The sequence below is a fragment of the Antarctobacter heliothermus genome, assembly GCF_002237555.1.
GTDB classification, from domain to species: domain Bacteria; phylum Pseudomonadota; class Alphaproteobacteria; order Rhodobacterales; family Rhodobacteraceae; genus Antarctobacter; species Antarctobacter heliothermus_B.
In genome coordinates this window covers 4,516,343-4,532,875 of sequence record NZ_CP022540.1, presented here as the reverse complement: position 1 = coordinate 4,532,875, position 16,533 = coordinate 4,516,343, and the positions used below count along the sequence as shown (strand labels likewise).

The window sequence follows — 16,533 nt, the reverse complement described above, 5'->3', positions numbered from 1 at the left end:
ATCTGGCGCCCGCTGCGGACCGGACGCGCGCGATGCCGCGCGGCCAAGACAATTTGCGTCCGGACGCCGGGCGCGATAGGGCGCGTGCCAGAGTTTCGCTATAAGGCACGCCGCCATGACCGACCGTCCCAAACTGATCCTTGGCTCTGGTAGCCCACGCCGCCGCGAATTGCTGGCGCAGCTGGGGGTGACCGCCGACGATATCCGCTCGCCCGACATCGACGAAGACCCCAAAAAGGGTGAGCTGCCGCGCCCCTATTGCGTGCGGTTGGCGCGTGAAAAGGCGCAGGCGATTCCCTCTGACGCGGATGAGATCGTGCTGTCGGCGGATACGACCGTGGCGCTGGGCCGTCGCATTCTGGGCAAACCTGCGGATGAAAAGGAAGCGGCGCAGTTTCTGACACTGCTGTCGGGGCGGCGGCACCGGGTCGTGACGGCGGTGGCGGTGCGGCGCGGCGATCAGATCTGGGAGCGGGACGTGGTCACGCAGGTCAAGATGAAGATGCTGTCCAACGAGGAACTGAACGCCTATCTGGCCAGCGAAGACTGGCGCGACAAGGCCGGTGGCTATGCCATTCAGGGGCCTGCCGGCGCGTTCATTCCGTGGATCAACGGGTCTTTCACCGCTGTTGTGGGTTTGCCGTTGGCAGAGACGGCGAATCTGCTTCAAGCGGCGGGATATCCGCTCTACAAACCGGCGTCATGAAGGGCAGAACAATTGCATTGGACCAGTGGGGCCCCCGCGAGGCGGCGGCGCTGTTGGTCGACGGACGGCTGGAGGATCTGTTGATTGACAGTGACCTGCCGCGTCCGGGGTCCATTTATCGCGGCATCGTCGAGCGGCCCATGAAGGGGCAGGGCGGGCTGTTCCTGCGCACGCCGGACGGGCCTGCGTTTCTGCGTCAGGTCAAGGGCCTTAGCCCCGGTGATCGGCTGCTGGTGCAGGTGACGGGCTATGCGGAGCCGGGCAAGGCGATTCCGGTGACGGCGCGCCTGTTGTTCAAGTCGCGCTATGCCATTGTCACGCCGGGCGCGCCGGGCATCAATGTCTCGCGCCAGATCCGGGACGACGATGTGCGCGATGCGCTGCTGGAAATCGCCCACGAGACGCTGGCAGAGGCGGGCCTGCCAGAGGGCGCTGGTCTGATCCTGCGGTCCTCGGCGCATCCCGATGCAGCGGATGCGGTGATGGATGACATTCTTGCCATGCTGGACCTGTCCAAGGCGGTGATGGCGGATGTCGAGGGTGAGGCCGAAATGCTGGTCGAGGGCGATGGCCCCCATGCGCTGGCGTGGCGGGAATGGGTGCAGCCGGCAGAGGTGGACGACGCCGAGGGCAGCTTTGCCCGGCATGAGATCGGCGAGTTGGTCGAGGCGCTGCGCCAGCCGAAGGTTGCGCTGCCCACGGGTGGCAGCATGATGATCGAGCGGACCTCTGCTCTGGTGGCGGTGGATGTGAACACCGGCGGCGATACCTCGCCCGCGGCGGGGTTGAAGGCGAATATTGCCGCGTTGCGCGATCTGCCCCGGCAGTTGCGGCTGCGCGGCTTGGGCGGTCAGATTGTGGTTGATCCCGCGCCGATGGTGAAAAAAGACCGCCGTCAGGTCGAAGCCGTCATCAAGGCGGCGATCAAGACAGAGACTATTGAGACGGTTGTGGCCGGGTGGACCACGCTGGGCCTGCTGGAGTTGCAGCGCAAGCGAGACCGCGTGGCCCTGACGGAGGTGATATGAGCTGTCCGATTTGCGCCCGTGTCAGTGACCCGGACTACCGGCCTTTTTGTTCTAAACGCTGCGCCGATGTGGATCTGGCGAAGTGGCTGGGCGGTGGCTATGCCATCCCCTCAAATGATCCCGATGATATGGAAGAGGCCGCGCGCGCCGTGGTCGAAGAAGACAGGAAACCGCACTGATGTTTGATGACGCACTTTTGGGTGAAATTCGCGGGCGTTTTGCCCATGTCGAGGACTGCCCCTTTACAGGCAAGCGCGTTTTCTTTGAAAACGCCGGTGGCGCGCTGACCTTGAACAAGGTCGTTGAGACCTCTGCACGGTTTGCCGCGATCCCGGACAATCAGGGGCGCGACAACGTGGCGTCCAAGGCGCTGGTCGATGTGATCGACAAGGCGCGGGAGGATGCGCGCCTGTTTCTGGGGGCCAAGGGTGGCGCTGTGGTCGTGGGCGAAAGCGGCACGGAGCTGTTGTTCCGGTTGATCCGCGATGCGTGCCTTGGGGCCGGACCGGGTGAGGCGCTGGGCTCGACCGTGGAACATCCCGCGTCGCGCAGTGCGATGGCGCGTTGGGCGGCGCAGGCGGGGCGTGAACATGTGCTGATCCCGCATGACGACGCGCTGGGGCAGGTCACGCCAGAGGCCTATGCCGCGCATGTGACGCCGCAGACGGCGGTGGCGACGGTGCTGCATACCTCTCCGGTGACGGGGATGGGCATGGATCTGGAGGGCATCGTGGCGGCGATCCGCGCGGTTGCGCCCGAGTGTTTCATCATCGTGGACGGCATCCAGCACGCCTGTCACGGACATATCGATGTGGCCGCGACGGGTGTCGATGGCTATGTCGTCTCGCCTTACAAGATGTTCTCGCGGCACGGCTATGGCATTGCCTGGGCCTCGGACCGGCTGACGGCGCTGGCGCATGATTCGCTGGTTGGCGGACCTGCGGGCAATTGGGAACTGGGGACTCGCGATACCGGCGCGTATGCGACGTTCTCCGATGTGGTGTCCTACTTTGACTGGCTGGGCGGGCAGGTGTCTGATGCCGAGGATCGCGCCGGACGGCTGAGTGCTGCACGCACGGCGATTCATGCCCATGAGGCAGCGCTGTGTGACGCGATGGTGCATGGAACCGGCAACTTGACGGGCCTGGCCGATCTGCCGGGCGTGGCCATTGTCGGCGGTGCGGACAACCCGGCGCGTGAGGGGCTGGTTGGCTTTTGGGCGGACGGCCACGGCTCTGCCGATCTGGTGACGGCGCTGAACGCGCGTGGCATTCTCACGCATATGCGCAAGGCCGATCACTATTCGGGCAACATCCTGACGCCGCTGGGGCAGGCCGATTGTGTCCGTGTGTCGCTGGCGCATTACAACAGTCTTGACGAGGTGCGCGCTTTTTTGACGGCCATGCGCGAAATTCTGGGCTGAGGTTTTTGGGGATTGGACATTGCGCCCTGGCCGTGATGGGCTGGGGCGCAGGAGAGACCCATGCCCGATGACATTCTTGCCGGTTGCCCAAGGATCGAGCCGATTGGCCTCGACGGGGTGATCGTCCGCTTTGGCGAGGCGCTGTCAGAGCCTGCCAACCGCGCGGCCTTGGCGTTTCGGGCGGCGGTCGAGCGGGATGTGCCGGAGGGGGTCGAGGAATGCTCGACCTCTTTGGTGTCGACCTATCTGCGGTTTGATCCGTTGCATCTCTCGTTGGACCGGCTGACCGCGCTGCTGACAGAGCGGTTGTCGGCAGAGGACTGGTATGCTGCACCGCTGCCTGAGGGGCGTCGGCTGTTGCGTATTCCGACCGTCTACGGCGGGGATTTTGGCCCGCAACTGGCGGAGGCTGCGCAGGCGGCGGGGATGGACGCCGATGCGGCGATTGCGGCGCTGTCGGGCGCGCGGGTGCGGGTGAACGCCATCGGCTTTGCGCCCGGTCAGCCCTATTTGGGGACGCTGCCCGAGGCATGGGACATTCCGCGTCAGGCAGGATTGACGCCGCGGGTGCCCGAGGGGGCGCTGGTCGTCGCGATCCGACAGTTCGTGCTGTTTTCTGTGTCCGCGCCAACCGGGTGGCGACAGGTGGGACGTACCGCAGCCCCCCTGTTCCGGCCCGGAAGCGAAGTGCCATTCTTGCTGCGCCCCGGTGATGAGGTGTTTCTTGACGCGGTCGAGGCGGGGGCTTGGGACCGTCTGGCGGCGGACCCCAAGGGCGGGATCGTGACGGAGCCTTTGGCATGAGCGGCCTTGAGGTTTTGCAGGCCGGACCGGGGGTCACGGTGCAGGACATGGGGCGGCCCGGCTATCTGGCGTTGGGCCTGTCTCGCGGTGGGGCTGCGGACCGGATCGCGCTGGCCGAGGGGGCGGCGCTGTTGCGGCAACCTGTCGGGACGGCGCTGGAACTGGCGGGGTTTGGCGGGCGGTTTCGGGCGGATGTGCCGTGCCGGATTGCGCTAAGTGGCGCGCCGATGCGGGCGACGCTGGACGGCGCGCCGCTGGTCTGGAACGCCAGCCACCAGATGCCCGCAGGCGCGGTGCTGGACATTGGCGGCGCACAGGCAGGTGTCTATGGCTATCTGACGGTTGGCGGCGGGTTTGACCTGTCCGAGGCGCTGGGCGCGCGGTCGGCGCATCTGAGCGCGGGTCTGGGCGCGGTTTTGCAGGCGGGCGATGTGTTGCCCTTGGCACAGGATGGCGGCCGCACGGTGGGTCAGGTCTTGGACCCGGTGGCGCGGTTTGATGGCGGCGAATTGCGCGTTTTGCCCAGTCTGCAAACCACGATGTTCCCCGAAGAGATGCGCGCTCGGTTCACGCAGGAGGTGTTTCGCCGTGACAGCCGGGGCAACCGGATGGGAATTCGCATTCTGCCACCGGAGGAGGGCTATGGCCTGACCTCTGGCCAGTCCATCGTGTCCGAGGTGATCACGCCAGGCGACATCCAGATCCCCGGCGATGGCGCGCCTTATATCCTGATGTACGAATGCCAGACCACCGGCGGCTATCCCCGGATCGGCACGGTCATTCCCGCCGACCTGCCGCGCGTGGCGCAGGCCGCGCCGGGGGCGGAATTGCGGTTTCGTTTCGTGACGCGGGATGAGGCGCTGGAGGCTGAGGCAGGCTATCGCCGGAGGCTGGAGGCATTGCCGGGCACGGTGCGCCCCCTGATCCGCGATCCGGCCCAGATGCCGGACCTGTTGTCCTATTCCCTGATCAGCGGCGTCACCGCCGGAGAGGAGCTGTCATGACATCTGTCGATCTGAATGCCGACATGGGCGAAAGCTTTGGCCCGTGGGTGATGGGGCAGGATGCGGATTTGCTGGAGGTTGTGAGTTCGGCCAATGTGGCCTGCGGCTTCCATGCGGGCGACTGGGACGTAATGGCCGATACGATGGCCACGGCGCAGGCGCGGGGCGTGGGCATCGGCGCGCATCCCGGCTTTGCCGATCTGCAAGGGTTCGGGCGTCGGCGGATGCATCTGCCGGAGAAGAGCCTGCGCCATATGGTGCAGTACCAGTTGGGCGCGGCGCTGGGCATGGCGCGGGCCGGGGGCGCGCAGGTGCGGCACCTGAAGCTGCACGGCGCGCTGTCCAACATGACCTCCGAGGATGAGGCGCTGGCCGAGGCCTGCTATGGCGCGGCGTTGGAGGTCGCGCCCGAGATCATCGTCATGGTGCTGGCCGCCACGGCTCAGCAGCGGGTGGTTGAGCGGTTGGGGTGTCTCTGGGCCGGAGAGATTTTTGCCGACCGGGCCTATAACGCCGATGCGACTTTGGTGGATCGGCGGTTGCCGGGGGCGGTGCTGCATGATCCTGAGACCGCTGCGCCACGTATCGTCAAGATGGTGCAGGCGGGGGCGATCCTGCCCGAAGACGGCGCGCCGATCCCGGCGGCCATCGACACGATCTGCCTGCATGGCGACGGGGCGACGGCGCTGCCCATGGCCCGCGCGGTGCGCGCGGGGTTAGAGGCGGCGGGGATCACGGTCAAGGCATTCGAGGGGCGGCGCGGGGCGGTTTGACCCCGCGCGCAGTGCTTAGTTGCAGTGCTTAGTTGCCGGCGCAGGTTGCGATGCGTTGGGCGTAGGTGCGGATGAGCGCGGGATACAGCGCCGCGCCCTGCGGCAGATCGGTGCCCATCGGGTCCAGAGTCGCGGTCGGGATACCGCTGCTTTCGATGGTTTCCAGCAGACGCGTGTCTGTGCCGGGCTCGATCAGCAGGCAGGCGGGTTTGTCGGTGGCCAGCCCGTCGCGCAGCGCCGCCAGGCGGGCCGGTCCGGGGGTGTTTGCCTCGGCGTCCGAGATCGCGCCAAGTACGGTCAGGCCGAAATCGTGTTCGAAATACTGATAGGCGTCATGGGCCACGGCCAGCGGGCGTCCGTTGAGGGGGGCAAGCGTGGCGCGTGCTTCTGCCGCTGCCTCTGCGATGGTGTCGGCCCCGGTGCGGGCGTTTGCGCGGTAGGTCTCAGCATTGTCCGGGTCTGTTTCGGCCAGCGCTTCGGCGATGTCGGTCAGCCAGTGGGTTGCGTTTTCGGGTGAGAGCCAGACATGCGGATCGTGCAGGCCGTGCGCGTGGTCATCATGGTCGTGGTCATCATGGTGATCGTCGTGATGGTCTTCTGCATGGTCGTCGTGATCATGGTCATCATGGTCGTGATCATCTTCGTGATCCTCGTGATCGTCATCTTCCGCGTGGTCATGCGGAAAGAGACCGGTGTCGCGCGCTGGCAGCAGATGAGTTCCGGCCTGTTCGGCCAAAGGCAGGGATAGGGCAGAGCTGGCCAAAGTCTGTAGCTGTCCGGCCAGTTGCGGCGTCAGGTCCGGCCCGATCCAGATCACCACATCCGCGTCGGACAGTCCGCGCGCCTGACTGGGTTTCAGCGCCATGTGATGCGGCGACGCGCCCGCCTCTAACAAACGGTCGGGAGTACCCAGATCGCCCATGACCATCGCTGTCAGGCTTTCGACCGGGCCGATGTCCGTGATGACCCTTGGCACCTCTGCTGATAGGAGGGCGGGGCAGGCAAGACCGACGGAAAGCAGGAGAGAGCGGAACATGGGGAGACCTTTGTATGTTATATCATAACGATGCGGACTTGTACGGCTGAATGTTATACCATATCAACCCCAAATCTGCAGGAGAGACGCACCATGGACGCCAAAGGGTTTGAGCATCACGACCACGGCCACTGTATCGCCACGGCGTTGCAGGCGGTCGAAGAGACTTGTGATGAGCAGCGGCTGCAGTTGACGCCGGTGCGGCGGCGCGTGCTCGAGATTCTGCTGGCACAGCATCGGGCGATGGGGGCCTATGAGGTGTTGGACGTGCTGCGCGACGAGGGACGCGGTTCGCAGCCGCCCGTGGCCTACCGGGCGCTGGATTTCCTTGTGGCGCATGGGTTTGCCCATCGGATCGAACGGTTGAACGCCTTTATTGCCTGCGCCGCACCCGGAGAGCGTCACGCGCCCTGTTTCCTGATTTGCCGCAACTGTTCTGCGGTGGCCGAAACGCCGGGACGGCGCGCCTCTGACGTGCTGCGTGCTGCGGCCGGAGAACTGGGGTTTCAGGTTGAACGGGTCGCGATCGAAGCAGAGGGCCTGTGCCCGGCCTGTGTGGACACCCCAAGATGAGCGCATTGGTCGAGGCGCGTGGGCTGGCCGTGAGACAAGGCCCGCGTGAGGTCTTGCGCGATGTGGATTTCAGCATCGCGCCCGGAGAGATCGTAACCGTGGTTGGCCCCAACGGATCGGGCAAGTCGACGCTGTTGCGCGCACTGGTCGGGGCGTTGAAACCGTCACGCGGCAGCGTGGTGCGGCAGCGGGGGCTGCGGCTGGGATATGTGCCGCAGGGGTTGCGGATGGACGCCACCCTGCCAATCACCGTCAGCCGCTTTCTAGACCTGCCGCACCGCAACAGCGCCGAGGCGCGCGCCACGGCGCTGGACGAGGCGGGGGCCGGTGATCTTGCGGGACGGCAGATGTCGGCCCTATCTGGGGGGCAGTTTCAACGGGTCTTGCTGGCGCGGGCGTTGCTGAATACGCCGCAGATCCTGATTCTGGATGAGCCAACGACCGGGCTGGACCAACCGGCGCAGGCACAGTTCTACCTGCGGATCGAGGATCTGCGCGACCGGTTGGGCTGTGCCGTGCTGATGGTCAGCCATGAGCTGCATGTTGTCATGAGCGCCTCTGACCGGGTGATTTGCCTGAACGGTCATGTTTGCTGCGAAGGCCACCCCGAGGTGGTCGCGCAGGCCGAGGAATACCGCGCGCTGTTCGGGTCTGGCACCAAGGGCGCACTGGCACTGTACCGCCACGAACACAGCCACCATCACGATCACGATCACGCCCATGATCATACTCACGATCATGCCGCCGGAGAGAACTGCGATGCTGGATGATTTTCTGGTGCGCGCCGCACTGGCGGCGGTGGGGGTGGCGTTGGCGGCGGCCCCTTTGGGCGTCTTCGTTGTCTGGCGGCGGATGGCCTATTTCGGCGACGCGACCTCACACGCAGCGATCCTTGGGGTTGCCTTGGCGCTGGCCTTGTCGGTGCCGATCTTTGCCGGAACGCTGATTGTGTCCCTGCTGGTCGCTTTTGGCGTCGCGCAGTTGTCGGGGCGAGGCTATGGCGCGGATATGGTTCTGGGGGTTGTGGCCCATGCGGCACTTGCGATGGGCCTTGTCGCGGCCAGCCTGCTGCCCGGTCCGCGCCTGAACCTGGAGGCCTATCTGTTCGGCGATATTCTTGCGGTCAGCCGCAGCGATCTGGCGGTGATCTGGGGCGGCGGGGCGCTGGTTGCGGCATTGATCGGCTGGCGGTGGCAGGCGCTGTTGACCGCGACCGTGTCGCCCGATCTGGCTGCCGCCTCTGGCCTGAATCCAGAGCGTGAGCGTGTGGTGCTGATGCTGGCGCTGGCGCTGGTGGTAGCCGTGGCGCTGAAGGTGGTCGGTGCGCTGTTGATCGGCGCATTGCTGATCATCCCGGCGGCAGCAGCGCGGCCCCTGTCGACAACACCCGAAGGCATGCTGGCGGGCACGGCGGCGGTAGGTGTTGTGTCGGCGCTGGGCGGGCTGTGGGCGGCGTGGACCTTTGACACCCCGGCGGGGCCAAGTGTTGTCTGCGCGGCGGCGGTGCTGTTTGCGGTGGCCGCGCTGGCGCGCGCTCTTCGGGGATGATCCCGCAAAACAAGGTATGTGATTCTGATTGAGGGGCCAGTCAATCGGCCCAACCAATCGGCCCGGTCTGAATCGGCAGATCGGGCCAAAGCCTGATCCACAGAAACGCGTATTGTCGAAGATATGAAATGGTGGGCGACCCTGGAATCGAACCAGGCGTGAGTCGCCTCGAGGGAGTTACAGTCCCCTGCCACACCTTGCGGCCTGTCGCCCACCGGACACCGGGCGTACCCGGTGTGAGGGGCTGACTACATGCGCCCAAAAACCGCGTCAACAGGAAATTCCCTTGGCAAAGCACGGCGCAGGGTGCAAACCCTGTGTCCTCAGAAAGCAGGGGCATCGGCGATGGCAAAGAAACCGAAATGGGTGGTCGAAAAGGAACAGGCGCGCAAGGCCTCGGCCAATGAGACCGTCTGGCTGTTCGGGCTGCACGCGGTCCGCGACGCGCTGATGAATCCGCGCCGGGACAGGCTGCGGCTGATCCTGACGCCCAATGCGGCGGAAAAGCTGACAGAGGCGGTTGCGGTCTCTGGCATGACCCCCGAAATTCAGGATCCGCGCCGGTTTGATGCGCCGCTGGACCCCAATTCGGTCCACCAAGGGGCCGCGCTGGAGGTTAAGCCGCTGGATTGGGGGCGGCTCGAAGACGTGGCCTTTGCCGGGCAGGGGGCCTTGCGGCTGGTCCTGCTGGACCGGGTGACGGACCCACACAATGTGGGCGCGATTCTGCGCTCGGCGGAGGTGTTCGGCGCGCAAGCGGTGATCGGTACGCGCCACCACGCGGCCCCCGAAACCGGTGCACTGGCCAAGACCGCCAGCGGGGCGTTGGAGCGCCAGCCCTACCTGCGAGAGCGCAATCTGGCTGAGACGATCCAGACGCTGCGCGACATGGGGTATCTTGTTCTGGGCCTTGACGGTGAGGCAGAGCAAACCATCGAAGCAGCGCTTGAGGGACGGCGCGACGCCCCTCTGGCGCTGGTTTTCGGGGCCGAGGGGCCGGGACTGCGACCCAAGACCAAGGAAACGGTGGACGCGTTGGTCCGGATCGATTTCGCCGGAGCTTTTGGGTCGCTGAATGTGTCGAACGCGGCGGCGGTTGCGCTTTACGCGGCGCGTGCCTAGATCGGCCCTATGGCCACGACCAAGATTGCGACTTGTTGTTATTGCGGCACGCGTGCCGCGCTCGTTCTGCGCGGCGACGTCCGGCATGAATTGTCCTGTGCATCCTGTGGGGCGCCACTGCACAACATGAAACACCTGAAGGCCGAGGCGGCCCGCCCCGGTCGCCCGGATTTTAAGGCGGACACCAAGGCCACGCGCAAGAAAGCCAGACCGGCCCAAACAGCGGACCGCAAGGTCGGGCAGAAGCCGCGCAAGAAAAAGAGCAAGGGTCTGGCGCACCGCTTTTTCGATGAGGCGTTCGATCTGCTGGACGATATTTTTGACTGAGATCCTGTTCGCCTGAAATCCGCCAAGGGCCGCTGAGTGGGCTGTCCTGGACGGCGAAGGGCAGAACATGGATGCGACCGCCTGTGTTTTTTTGCATGGTCGCCGTGCAGCGTAGGGTACGCTTGCCTCTGGTCTTTGGCGGAACGCTCAAGTATCCCGCACCTGACTGGCAAAAGAGAGGCCCCATGCCCGATTTTGAAACTCCGGGACCGGTTGAACAGGTCTGGTCCGATGCGATTTCTTCTGTCGAAGAGATCATTGAGGACGCGCGCAACGGGCGCATGTTCATTCTGGTCGATCACGAAGACCGTGAAAACGAAGGCGATCTGGTGATCCCCGCCCAATGGGCGACGCCGGATGCGGTCAACTTCATGGCGCTGTACGGGCGCGGGTTGATCTGCCTTGCGATGACCTCGGACCGAATCGAGGAACTGGGTCTGCCGCTGATGTCGACCAACAACTCGTCCCGGCACGAAACGGCCTTTACCACCTCGATCGAGGCGCGTGAGGGGGTGACGACGGGCATTTCCGCCGCTGACCGGGCGCGGACCATCGCGGTGGCCATCGATGCCTCCAAGGGGGCGGCGGATATTGCCACACCGGGCCATGTGTTCCCGCTGCGCGCCCGCAAGGGCGGCGTGCTGGTGCGTGCCGGCCATACAGAGGCGGCGGTCGATGTGGCGCGGTTGGCTGGGCTGAACGCGGCGGGTGTGATCTGCGAGATCATGAACGAGGACGGCACCATGGCGCGGTTGCCGGAAATGGTGGCCTTTGCACAGCGTCACGGGCTGAAGATCGGCACAATTTCTGACCTGATTTCGTACCGGCGGCGCAACGACAATCTGGTCAAGATCCGCACCGAAGAGACCATCACGTCGGAGTTCGGCGGTGAGTGGCGGATGCGCATCTACACCGACGAAACACATGGCGACGAACACATCGTTCTGACCAAAGGCGACCTTGGCACCTCCGATCCGGTGTTGGTGCGGATGCACGCCATGGACCCGATGCTGGACATTGTCGGCACCGGGCCAAAGGGGCGGGCGCATGAGTTTCAGCACGCGATGCAGGCGGTTGCAGACGAAGGGCGCGGCGTGGTCGTGCTGCTGCGCGACACCTCGATGAAGCTGGACGCCGCCGAAGGTGTGTCGCCCAAGACATTGCGGCAATACGGTCTGGGGGCACAGATCCTGTCCTCGCTCGGATTGTCCAAGCTGGTGCTGTTGACCAATTCCCCCACGCCCAAGGTTGTGGGACTGGACGCCTACGGCCTTGAAATCGTCGGAACGCGCAAAGTCTCGGAGTTGGGCTGATGGCATCGAGTGAGACGCATCATGTGCTGGATCGCGCGGAGTTTGACAAGCCGGTCAAGGTTCTGATCGTCGTCGCGCCCTACTACAAAGATATCGCCGACCAGTTGGTGGCAGGTGCCGCAGCCGAGATCGAGGCCTGCGGCGGCTTGCATGAAACCGTCGAGGTGCCCGGCGCGCTGGAGGTGCCCACCGCCATCGGCATCGCGGAGCGTATGTCGAACTTTGACGCCTATGTGGCGCTGGGCTGCGTGATCCGGGGCGAGACGACGCATTATGACACGGTTTGCAACGACAGTTCTCGGGCGCTGACACTGCTAGGCCTTCAGGGGCTGTGCATTGGCAATGGAATCCTGACGGTCGAGAATTATGAACAAGCCCGCGTGCGGGCCGAGGCGGCCGGTCAAAACAAGGGCGGCGGCGCGGCGGCGGCGGCCTTGCATCTGCTGGCGCTGACCCGTAAGTGGGGCGGCTCTCGCAAGGGTGTGGGATTCGTCCCCGCCCGCGAAGAGATCCAGATCGCAGGCAGCAGCAAGGGCCCCGACATCGCATGACCCAGCTATCGGGCAACCAGAAACGCAAGATGAAGAGCGCCTCGCGGTTTTATGCCGTGCAGGCGCTGTTCCAGATGGAACAATCCGACGTGGGCATCGACAAGGTGCGGCGCGAGTTTCTGGAGTTCCGCTTTGGGGCCGAGATCGACGACGGCACTGAGATGATCGACGGCGACGTTGAATTCTTTGCCAAGCTCTTGGAGCAGGCGGTGAACTGGCAGGTCAAGATCGACCAGATGACCGACCGGGCGCTGGTGGCGAAATGGCCCATAGCGCGGATCGACCCGACACTGCGCGCGCTGTTTCGCGTGGCCGGGGCAGAGATGCTGGCATTTGAGACGCCGCCTAAGGTGGTGATCGTCGAATATCTGGACGTGGCGTCGGCCTTTTTCCCGGACGGTAAAGAAGCGCGTTTTGTGAACGCGGTACTGGACCACATGGCACGCGAGGCCAAGCCCGAGGCATTTTGATGCTCTGGTGCGGCAGGGGGTTGCGACGACAGATGCCCGGCTGATCGGCATTTCGGCGAGGCGGGGCCAATAGGGCGACCTGCGTCGAAACGCGCAGGTTCTGGAGGCGGCGGCGGGCATGTGACCTCTTGCGCGATTGCCAATGTCCTCCATTTGTATTCTATTCATGGAATGCGAAGGAGCCGCCCATGCCCAAACTCATCCGTCTTTACATCCTTCAGGTCCTGACAGGTTTTGGCCTTTCAGCGCTCTTTGTCGGCGCGTTGTTGTGGTTCAACGTCGCCAACCTGTGGCACCTGATCTCAACCAGTGATGTCGCGGTGGTGGCCGTGATCATGCTGGTGTTCTTCAACGGTGTGGTGTTCGCCGGGGTGCAGTTCGCCATTTCGATCATGCGCATGGCAGAGGACGACGACACCTCGGGTGGCAAACGTCAGCGCGCTATTCCGCAAGTGCCTGCGCGGGTGCGTGTCGCGGCAAAAGCACCTAAGGCGCGATCGTTGCGGGTTCTGGGCCACCGCTGAGCGTGTAAAGCGGGCCTCCGGACGCCCCGACTGAGCCTGCGGCTCAGCGGCCCGCCCTCCAGCCCGCTTCCGGTCTTGGTCAGCCTGATTATCAGGATTCTAAACCTGATTGTACGCTATGTGGGGTGTGCGGCGGGAACCGCGCCAACCGTGTGGGTAGTGCATTCCCGAGGACCTGTATATACAGGTGGGCGCCAGGTAACGAGACCACGATCCCGCCAGAGCCAGCTCCCTCGGATTTGCTTAAGGCCACCGGAATGTACCCGTGTACGAGAAGGGCAGAACCCGCCAGCGCCTGAGGTAAGGCGCGGCAGGGGTCATGACAAGGCCATCGTTTCGATTTCGTGCAGATTGCCAAGAAATCCGTGCCAACCTTTGTCCAGCGCAAGCACAAGACCATAGCCCTCCGCGTCTTCGGGCAGGCCGGAATGTTCCAGCGACAGCTGTGTGCCGCCGGGGGCCGTGGTCAGGTGCCAGTCGACGGTGGTCATGGTCCCGTTCAGCGGGCCGACGGTAAACGACCATCGCATGTGATCCTTGGGCGAGAGTTTTTCCACCGTGCCCCAGCACATGCGGTCGCCGTCCTTTTGCGACAGCAAGGTGTAGGGTTGCCCTTCGACCAGATCCGACGAGGCGGGGTGAAACCATTTGCCCAGCAGGTCGGCGCGCGTCAGGTGATCCCATACGGTGGTTTGGTCTGCGGGCAGGAAGACGGATTTGCGGATGGTGAGGGTCATAGGGCGTCCTTTTCATCGGTGAGGGTTTGCGTGAGCGCGGACAGCTTGTCGTCCCAGAAGGCGTCGAAATAGCTCAACCAGTCGGTGACGGGTTTCAGCGCGGCAGCGTTGAGAGTGGAGATCGTTTCCCGACCCTGCCGCCGCATGTGGATCAGGTTGCCATCTTCGAGCACGACAAGATGCTTTTTGACCGCCGCGCGGGTCATGTCACAATGTTCGGTCACTTCGGCGAGGGTCATTTCGCGGGCCGACAGGCGGCGCAGGATGTCGCGTCGTGTCGGGTCCGCGAGGGCGCGGAAGGTGGGTTGTAGGTTTGGTGGCATGGCGACTCCGGAGGTGGTTGGTGATTTGAGATACCGTTTGGTATCTCTTTATGGGGTGCCAAATGGTATCCTGTCAAGCGAGAACCTTCGCGCGGGACGGACGGGGTGTGATCCTTGCTGTTAGGATTCGTCTGTGACGAACCCGTAGCGGGTCAATTCTTCGGGCAGCAGGATGTAGATTTCATCCGGCGGCGTGACGAGCGCGTGGCGCATCACCAGCGGGTCAATGCCCATGTCGTCGAGAAAGCCCATGACCTCTGCCTGACCGCGCTGGATGTCCTCGACCGCGACAAAAGCGGGCAGCAGAGTGCTTTCGCCGAAATAGTGCTGGTGCACCCCGATAGAGGCAGCGGCGGCGGCGCTGCGGGTCTTGCCGCCGGCAAAGAGGTAGGGGCAGGCGGAATAGCAGAACTCTCCCGATAGAACCTCTGTGGCGATGCCGGAGGCGCGCAGGTGGCGGCCAAGGTCAAGGGCGTCGCGGACCGACCCGCCAGAGGATTGCAGCACCAGCGTTGTGATTGGTGGATCGGCGCGGTCGATCTGTGGGATCAGGCGTTCGGCGTCGCCCTCGGCAATCGCCCCTTCCAGCCGCCAGACCCCGTCATTCAGGGTCAATGTCAGCCGTTCGGGCAGTTCACCGGGGTCGCGTTCGGGTGAAACGGCGGGGCGGTCACGGCCCGGTTTGAAGATGCGGCGCTGATCTCCGGGGCGGACTGGTTCGGACAGGCGCGGGGCGTCCGGTTTGAAGGTTGGCAGGGACAGGGTGCCCTGCCGCATGTCGCCAAGGACCAGCAGAACGCCAATGCCGACCTGAAAGATCAGCACGGCCGACAGGGTGCGGGCCACACTGCGGTTCATCGTGGCGGCTCCGATGTGGACGTACGGCCAACTATCCCGGCCTTGCGCCGGGGGTTTTGTCGCGCCGGCCCGGTCATGCGGATTTCCCTTTGAGCGGGGTCACGTCGTCGCTGGGCGCGGGCGGCGCTTCGGGGCGCGCGGGCGGCGGGCCTGCAACGGCCTCGACCTCACGCAGGGCGGTGACGGCAGCGCGCAGTTCGGCCAGTGTCAGCGTGTCCTCAACCCCTGCGCCCTCGCGGCCCTCTCGAATGGCACCGTGGGTGATGGCAAGGATAAAGACCAGCACCATGGGCAACAGGTCGATGGCGATGGCTCCGGCCCAGGAGGGAATGAAATTCCCGGCATACAGGATGACCGCATCGGCGGCGGACAGCGGCGCATAGGTCACGTCCGTGGGGGTCTGCAACGATTGCACGGCCTGCGCGGCCCTTTCCAGCGTCGCGGCCCGCTGCGCCAGCACCTCCAGCACCGAGGTGATGGTGGCGGACTGATCGGCGCGGCCCTGCGCTGTGGCACTGTCGAGTTCCGGCAGCACCACAGAGGCGGCCAGATCCTGCGCGGCGCGTTCGACCAGTGGCGCGACCGACAGTTGCCGCAACTGGGTGATCAACCCTTGCAAGCGTACGGCCGCCTCTGAGAACTCGACTGATCGCGCCTCGACGTTGCCGGGTTCTACCGTCAGTGCGCGCATCCGTGACAGGATGGTATTGCCCTCAGTAAAGGCGGTGTCGACCAGTGGCGTCTGGGCGGCGATCTGCGCCTCCAGCGCGGTTAGTTCTGCGGACTTTTGACGCAACACGCGAAAGACTGCTCCGCGCCCGGCCAGACCGGAGAGCGCGCCCTGCGCTTCGAGCTCTGACAAATCTTCAAAGCTTTGGCGGGTGCGGGCGACGTCCCGTTCCAACGCTTGAGCGGTCAGGGCGATCTCATGCGCGCGTTCCAGCGCGGCCTGATAGTCCTGCACCGTTTCGGCCAGATGCTGTTCAACCGCCGCAGATCCGGCAAGGGCTGCGGCGTTCAGCCAGGATGACATGGCGACGATGGCGAGGCTGCCCAGCCCCATGGTGGCCAGCAGGCCAGCGCGGGCGCGGGCGGTGCGGACGGCGGGAAACAGGCGCAGCATGTAGGACCAGAACACGAAGATCCCGACAGAGACGGCGGTGGAATAGGCGATGGCGGCAAAGACCGACATGGCGCCGTTTTCATCCAGCAGCGACGAGACACCTAGATAGGTGTAGATGCCAGAAGCGACAGAAAGCACGCCAAGGGCTGTGCCGGAAAAGGTGTCGAGCCATGTCAGGTGCCCTTCCAGTTCGCGGGCGGCACGCACACCACGGGCCTCTTCGCGGGTCAATCGGGTCTGAGGGGCGTCTTGGGACATGGGCAACCTTGAGAGTCATGAAAACGATGCTT

General features: G+C 64.7%; 21 protein-coding genes and 1 tRNA gene. 16 read left to right on the top strand and 6 right to left on the bottom strand.

What is annotated here, in order from left to right; translation table 11 throughout:
* The first annotated feature begins 115 nt into the window (after window positions 1-115).
* The 7 genes from ANTHELSMS3_RS21510 to ANTHELSMS3_RS21480 are packed head-to-tail and all read left to right on the top strand — an operon-like array spanning window position 116 to window position 5,738.
* On the top strand, window positions 116-706 hold the full coding sequence (locus ANTHELSMS3_RS21510; RefSeq protein ID WP_094036665.1) for a Maf family protein: 591 nt from the start codon (window positions 116-118) through the stop codon (window positions 704-706).
* Window positions 703-1,734 carry a ribonuclease E/G gene (locus tag ANTHELSMS3_RS21505; RefSeq protein ID WP_094036664.1) on the top strand — a complete coding sequence of 344 codons (1,032 nt, stop codon included), beginning with the start codon at window positions 703-705 and terminating at the stop codon, window positions 1,732-1,734. Before ANTHELSMS3_RS21510 ends, ANTHELSMS3_RS21505 begins: the two co-directional genes overlap by 4 nt.
* On the top strand, window positions 1,731-1,913 hold the full coding sequence (locus ANTHELSMS3_RS21500) for a DNA gyrase inhibitor YacG (protein ID WP_094036663.1): 183 nt from the start codon (window positions 1,731-1,733) through the stop codon (window positions 1,911-1,913). The genes ANTHELSMS3_RS21505 and ANTHELSMS3_RS21500 overlap by 4 nt, the downstream gene beginning before the upstream one ends.
* Entirely contained in the window at window positions 1,913-3,157 is a 1,245-nt protein-coding gene (locus tag ANTHELSMS3_RS21495) for an aminotransferase class V-fold PLP-dependent enzyme (RefSeq protein WP_094036662.1), read from the top strand. The genes ANTHELSMS3_RS21500 and ANTHELSMS3_RS21495 overlap by 1 nt, the downstream gene beginning before the upstream one ends.
* A gap of 60 nt (window positions 3,158-3,217) precedes the next feature.
* Entirely contained in the window at window positions 3,218-3,961 is a 744-nt protein-coding gene (locus ANTHELSMS3_RS21490) for a 5-oxoprolinase subunit B family protein (RefSeq protein WP_094036661.1), read from the top strand.
* Window positions 3,958-4,965 carry a biotin-dependent carboxyltransferase family protein gene (locus ANTHELSMS3_RS21485; protein ID WP_094036660.1) on the top strand — a complete coding sequence of 336 codons (1,008 nt, stop codon included), beginning with the start codon at window positions 3,958-3,960 and terminating at the stop codon, window positions 4,963-4,965. The genes ANTHELSMS3_RS21490 and ANTHELSMS3_RS21485 overlap by 4 nt, the downstream gene beginning before the upstream one ends.
* Window positions 4,962-5,738 (top strand): LamB/YcsF family protein, encoded by a 777-nt coding sequence (locus tag ANTHELSMS3_RS21480; protein WP_094036659.1) that lies wholly within the window; start codon window positions 4,962-4,964, stop codon window positions 5,736-5,738. Before ANTHELSMS3_RS21485 ends, ANTHELSMS3_RS21480 begins: the two co-directional genes overlap by 4 nt.
* 28 nt (window positions 5,739-5,766) lie before the next feature.
* Here ANTHELSMS3_RS21480 and ANTHELSMS3_RS21475 read toward each other — a convergent pair whose 3' ends face one another.
* Window positions 5,767-6,774 (bottom strand): zinc ABC transporter substrate-binding protein, encoded by a 1,008-nt coding sequence (locus ANTHELSMS3_RS21475; RefSeq protein WP_094036658.1) that lies wholly within the window; start codon window positions 6,772-6,774, stop codon window positions 5,767-5,769.
* Window positions 6,775-6,867: 93 nt separating this feature from the next.
* On the opposite strand from ANTHELSMS3_RS21475, the gene ANTHELSMS3_RS21470 reads away from it, so the two are divergent.
* The 3 genes from ANTHELSMS3_RS21470 to ANTHELSMS3_RS21460 are packed head-to-tail and all read left to right on the top strand — an operon-like array spanning window position 6,868 to window position 8,895.
* Window positions 6,868-7,347, top strand: coding sequence for a Fur family transcriptional regulator (locus ANTHELSMS3_RS21470; protein ID WP_094036657.1), 480 nt, complete (start codon window positions 6,868-6,870; stop codon window positions 7,345-7,347).
* Window positions 7,344-8,117, top strand: coding sequence for a metal ABC transporter ATP-binding protein (locus ANTHELSMS3_RS21465; RefSeq protein WP_094036656.1), 774 nt, complete (start codon window positions 7,344-7,346; stop codon window positions 8,115-8,117). The genes ANTHELSMS3_RS21470 and ANTHELSMS3_RS21465 overlap by 4 nt, the downstream gene beginning before the upstream one ends.
* The gene (locus ANTHELSMS3_RS21460) at window positions 8,107-8,895 is read left to right on the top strand and encodes a metal ABC transporter permease (RefSeq protein WP_094036655.1); all 789 of its coding nucleotides are present in this window, start codon (window positions 8,107-8,109) and stop codon (window positions 8,893-8,895) included. Before ANTHELSMS3_RS21465 ends, ANTHELSMS3_RS21460 begins: the two co-directional genes overlap by 11 nt.
* A 129-nt stretch (window positions 8,896-9,024) precedes the next feature.
* Here the strand turns inward: ANTHELSMS3_RS21460 and ANTHELSMS3_RS25670 are convergent.
* Window positions 9,025-9,108, bottom strand: a tRNA-Tyr gene (locus ANTHELSMS3_RS25670).
* 132 nt (window positions 9,109-9,240) lie between these two features.
* On the opposite strand from ANTHELSMS3_RS25670, the gene rlmB reads away from it, so the two are divergent.
* The 6 genes from rlmB to ANTHELSMS3_RS21430 all read left to right on the top strand — a co-directional run bounded on the left by rlmB (window position 9,241) and on the right by ANTHELSMS3_RS21430 (window position 13,202).
* Entirely contained in the window at window positions 9,241-10,017 is a 777-nt protein-coding gene (gene rlmB / locus ANTHELSMS3_RS21455) for a 23S rRNA (guanosine(2251)-2'-O)-methyltransferase RlmB (protein WP_094036654.1), read from the top strand.
* 126 nt (window positions 10,018-10,143) lie between these two features.
* A complete protein-coding gene (locus tag ANTHELSMS3_RS26115) occupies window positions 10,144-10,344 on the top strand; it encodes a hypothetical protein (protein WP_254694807.1) in 201 nt (66 codons plus the stop codon).
* A 185-nt stretch (window positions 10,345-10,529) separates the two neighbouring features.
* Window positions 10,530-11,657, top strand: a complete 1,128-nt coding sequence (gene ribB / locus ANTHELSMS3_RS21445; protein ID WP_094036652.1) for a 3,4-dihydroxy-2-butanone-4-phosphate synthase — start codon at window positions 10,530-10,532, stop codon at window positions 11,655-11,657.
* A complete protein-coding gene (locus ANTHELSMS3_RS21440; RefSeq protein ID WP_094036651.1) occupies window positions 11,657-12,208 on the top strand; it encodes a 6,7-dimethyl-8-ribityllumazine synthase in 552 nt (183 codons plus the stop codon). Before ribB ends, ANTHELSMS3_RS21440 begins: the two co-directional genes overlap by 1 nt.
* Window positions 12,205-12,678 carry a transcription antitermination factor NusB gene (gene nusB, locus ANTHELSMS3_RS21435; protein WP_094036650.1) on the top strand — a complete coding sequence of 158 codons (474 nt, stop codon included), beginning with the start codon at window positions 12,205-12,207 and terminating at the stop codon, window positions 12,676-12,678. Before ANTHELSMS3_RS21440 ends, nusB begins: the two co-directional genes overlap by 4 nt.
* A gap of 188 nt (window positions 12,679-12,866) precedes the next feature.
* Window positions 12,867-13,202 (top strand): hypothetical protein, encoded by a 336-nt coding sequence (locus ANTHELSMS3_RS21430; RefSeq protein WP_094036649.1) that lies wholly within the window; start codon window positions 12,867-12,869, stop codon window positions 13,200-13,202.
* 317 nt (window positions 13,203-13,519) lie between these two features.
* On the opposite strand, the gene ANTHELSMS3_RS21425 is transcribed toward ANTHELSMS3_RS21430, so the two are convergent.
* From ANTHELSMS3_RS21425 to ANTHELSMS3_RS21410, 4 genes are all read right to left on the bottom strand, one after another.
* Window positions 13,520-13,939: an SRPBCC family protein gene (locus ANTHELSMS3_RS21425; RefSeq protein WP_094036648.1), complete on the bottom strand. Its 420-nt coding sequence runs from the start codon at window positions 13,937-13,939 to the stop codon at window positions 13,520-13,522.
* Window positions 13,936-14,262 (bottom strand): ArsR/SmtB family transcription factor, encoded by a 327-nt coding sequence (locus ANTHELSMS3_RS21420; RefSeq protein ID WP_094036647.1) that lies wholly within the window; start codon window positions 14,260-14,262, stop codon window positions 13,936-13,938. Before ANTHELSMS3_RS21420 ends, ANTHELSMS3_RS21425 begins: the two co-directional genes overlap by 4 nt.
* A 120-nt stretch (window positions 14,263-14,382) precedes the next feature.
* Entirely contained in the window at window positions 14,383-15,120 is a 738-nt protein-coding gene (locus ANTHELSMS3_RS21415; protein ID WP_094036646.1) for a hypothetical protein, read from the bottom strand.
* A 73-nt stretch (window positions 15,121-15,193) separates the two neighbouring features.
* Window positions 15,194-16,501 (bottom strand): hypothetical protein, encoded by a 1,308-nt coding sequence (locus ANTHELSMS3_RS21410; RefSeq protein ID WP_094036645.1) that lies wholly within the window; start codon window positions 16,499-16,501, stop codon window positions 15,194-15,196.
* Window positions 16,502-16,533 lie beyond the last annotated feature (32 nt).

Coding starts and splice junctions, on each gene's coding strand:
- ANTHELSMS3_RS21500 (WP_094036663.1), top strand. CDS start 1,731: ATGAGCTGTCCGATTTGCGCCCGTGTCAGTGACCCGGACTACCGGCCT.
- ANTHELSMS3_RS21420 (WP_094036647.1), bottom strand. CDS start 14,262: ATGCCACCAAACCTACAACCCACCTTCCGCGCCCTCGCGGACCCGACA.
- ANTHELSMS3_RS21510 (WP_094036665.1), top strand. CDS start 116: ATGACCGACCGTCCCAAACTGATCCTTGGCTCTGGTAGCCCACGCCGC.
- ANTHELSMS3_RS21480 (WP_094036659.1), top strand. CDS start 4,962: ATGACATCTGTCGATCTGAATGCCGACATGGGCGAAAGCTTTGGCCCG.
- ANTHELSMS3_RS21485 (WP_094036660.1), top strand. CDS start 3,958: ATGAGCGGCCTTGAGGTTTTGCAGGCCGGACCGGGGGTCACGGTGCAG.
- ribB (WP_094036652.1), top strand. CDS start 10,530: ATGCCCGATTTTGAAACTCCGGGACCGGTTGAACAGGTCTGGTCCGAT.
- ANTHELSMS3_RS21460 (WP_094036655.1), top strand. CDS start 8,107: ATGCTGGATGATTTTCTGGTGCGCGCCGCACTGGCGGCGGTGGGGGTG.
- ANTHELSMS3_RS21430 (WP_094036649.1), top strand. CDS start 12,867: ATGCCCAAACTCATCCGTCTTTACATCCTTCAGGTCCTGACAGGTTTT.
- ANTHELSMS3_RS21475 (WP_094036658.1), bottom strand. CDS start 6,774: ATGTTCCGCTCTCTCCTGCTTTCCGTCGGTCTTGCCTGCCCCGCCCTC.
- ANTHELSMS3_RS21410 (WP_094036645.1), bottom strand. CDS start 16,501: ATGTCCCAAGACGCCCCTCAGACCCGATTGACCCGCGAAGAGGCCCGT.
- ANTHELSMS3_RS21505 (WP_094036664.1), top strand. CDS start 703: ATGAAGGGCAGAACAATTGCATTGGACCAGTGGGGCCCCCGCGAGGCG.
- nusB (WP_094036650.1), top strand. CDS start 12,205: ATGACCCAGCTATCGGGCAACCAGAAACGCAAGATGAAGAGCGCCTCG.
- ANTHELSMS3_RS21465 (WP_094036656.1), top strand. CDS start 7,344: ATGAGCGCATTGGTCGAGGCGCGTGGGCTGGCCGTGAGACAAGGCCCG.
- rlmB (WP_094036654.1), top strand. CDS start 9,241: ATGGCAAAGAAACCGAAATGGGTGGTCGAAAAGGAACAGGCGCGCAAG.
- ANTHELSMS3_RS21425 (WP_094036648.1), bottom strand. CDS start 13,939: ATGACCCTCACCATCCGCAAATCCGTCTTCCTGCCCGCAGACCAAACC.
- ANTHELSMS3_RS21495 (WP_094036662.1), top strand. CDS start 1,913: ATGTTTGATGACGCACTTTTGGGTGAAATTCGCGGGCGTTTTGCCCAT.
- ANTHELSMS3_RS26115 (WP_254694807.1), top strand. CDS start 10,144: ATGAAACACCTGAAGGCCGAGGCGGCCCGCCCCGGTCGCCCGGATTTT.
- ANTHELSMS3_RS21415 (WP_094036646.1), bottom strand. CDS start 15,120: ATGAACCGCAGTGTGGCCCGCACCCTGTCGGCCGTGCTGATCTTTCAG.
- ANTHELSMS3_RS21470 (WP_094036657.1), top strand. CDS start 6,868: ATGGACGCCAAAGGGTTTGAGCATCACGACCACGGCCACTGTATCGCC.
- ANTHELSMS3_RS21440 (WP_094036651.1), top strand. CDS start 11,657: ATGGCATCGAGTGAGACGCATCATGTGCTGGATCGCGCGGAGTTTGAC.
- ANTHELSMS3_RS21490 (WP_094036661.1), top strand. CDS start 3,218: ATGCCCGATGACATTCTTGCCGGTTGCCCAAGGATCGAGCCGATTGGC.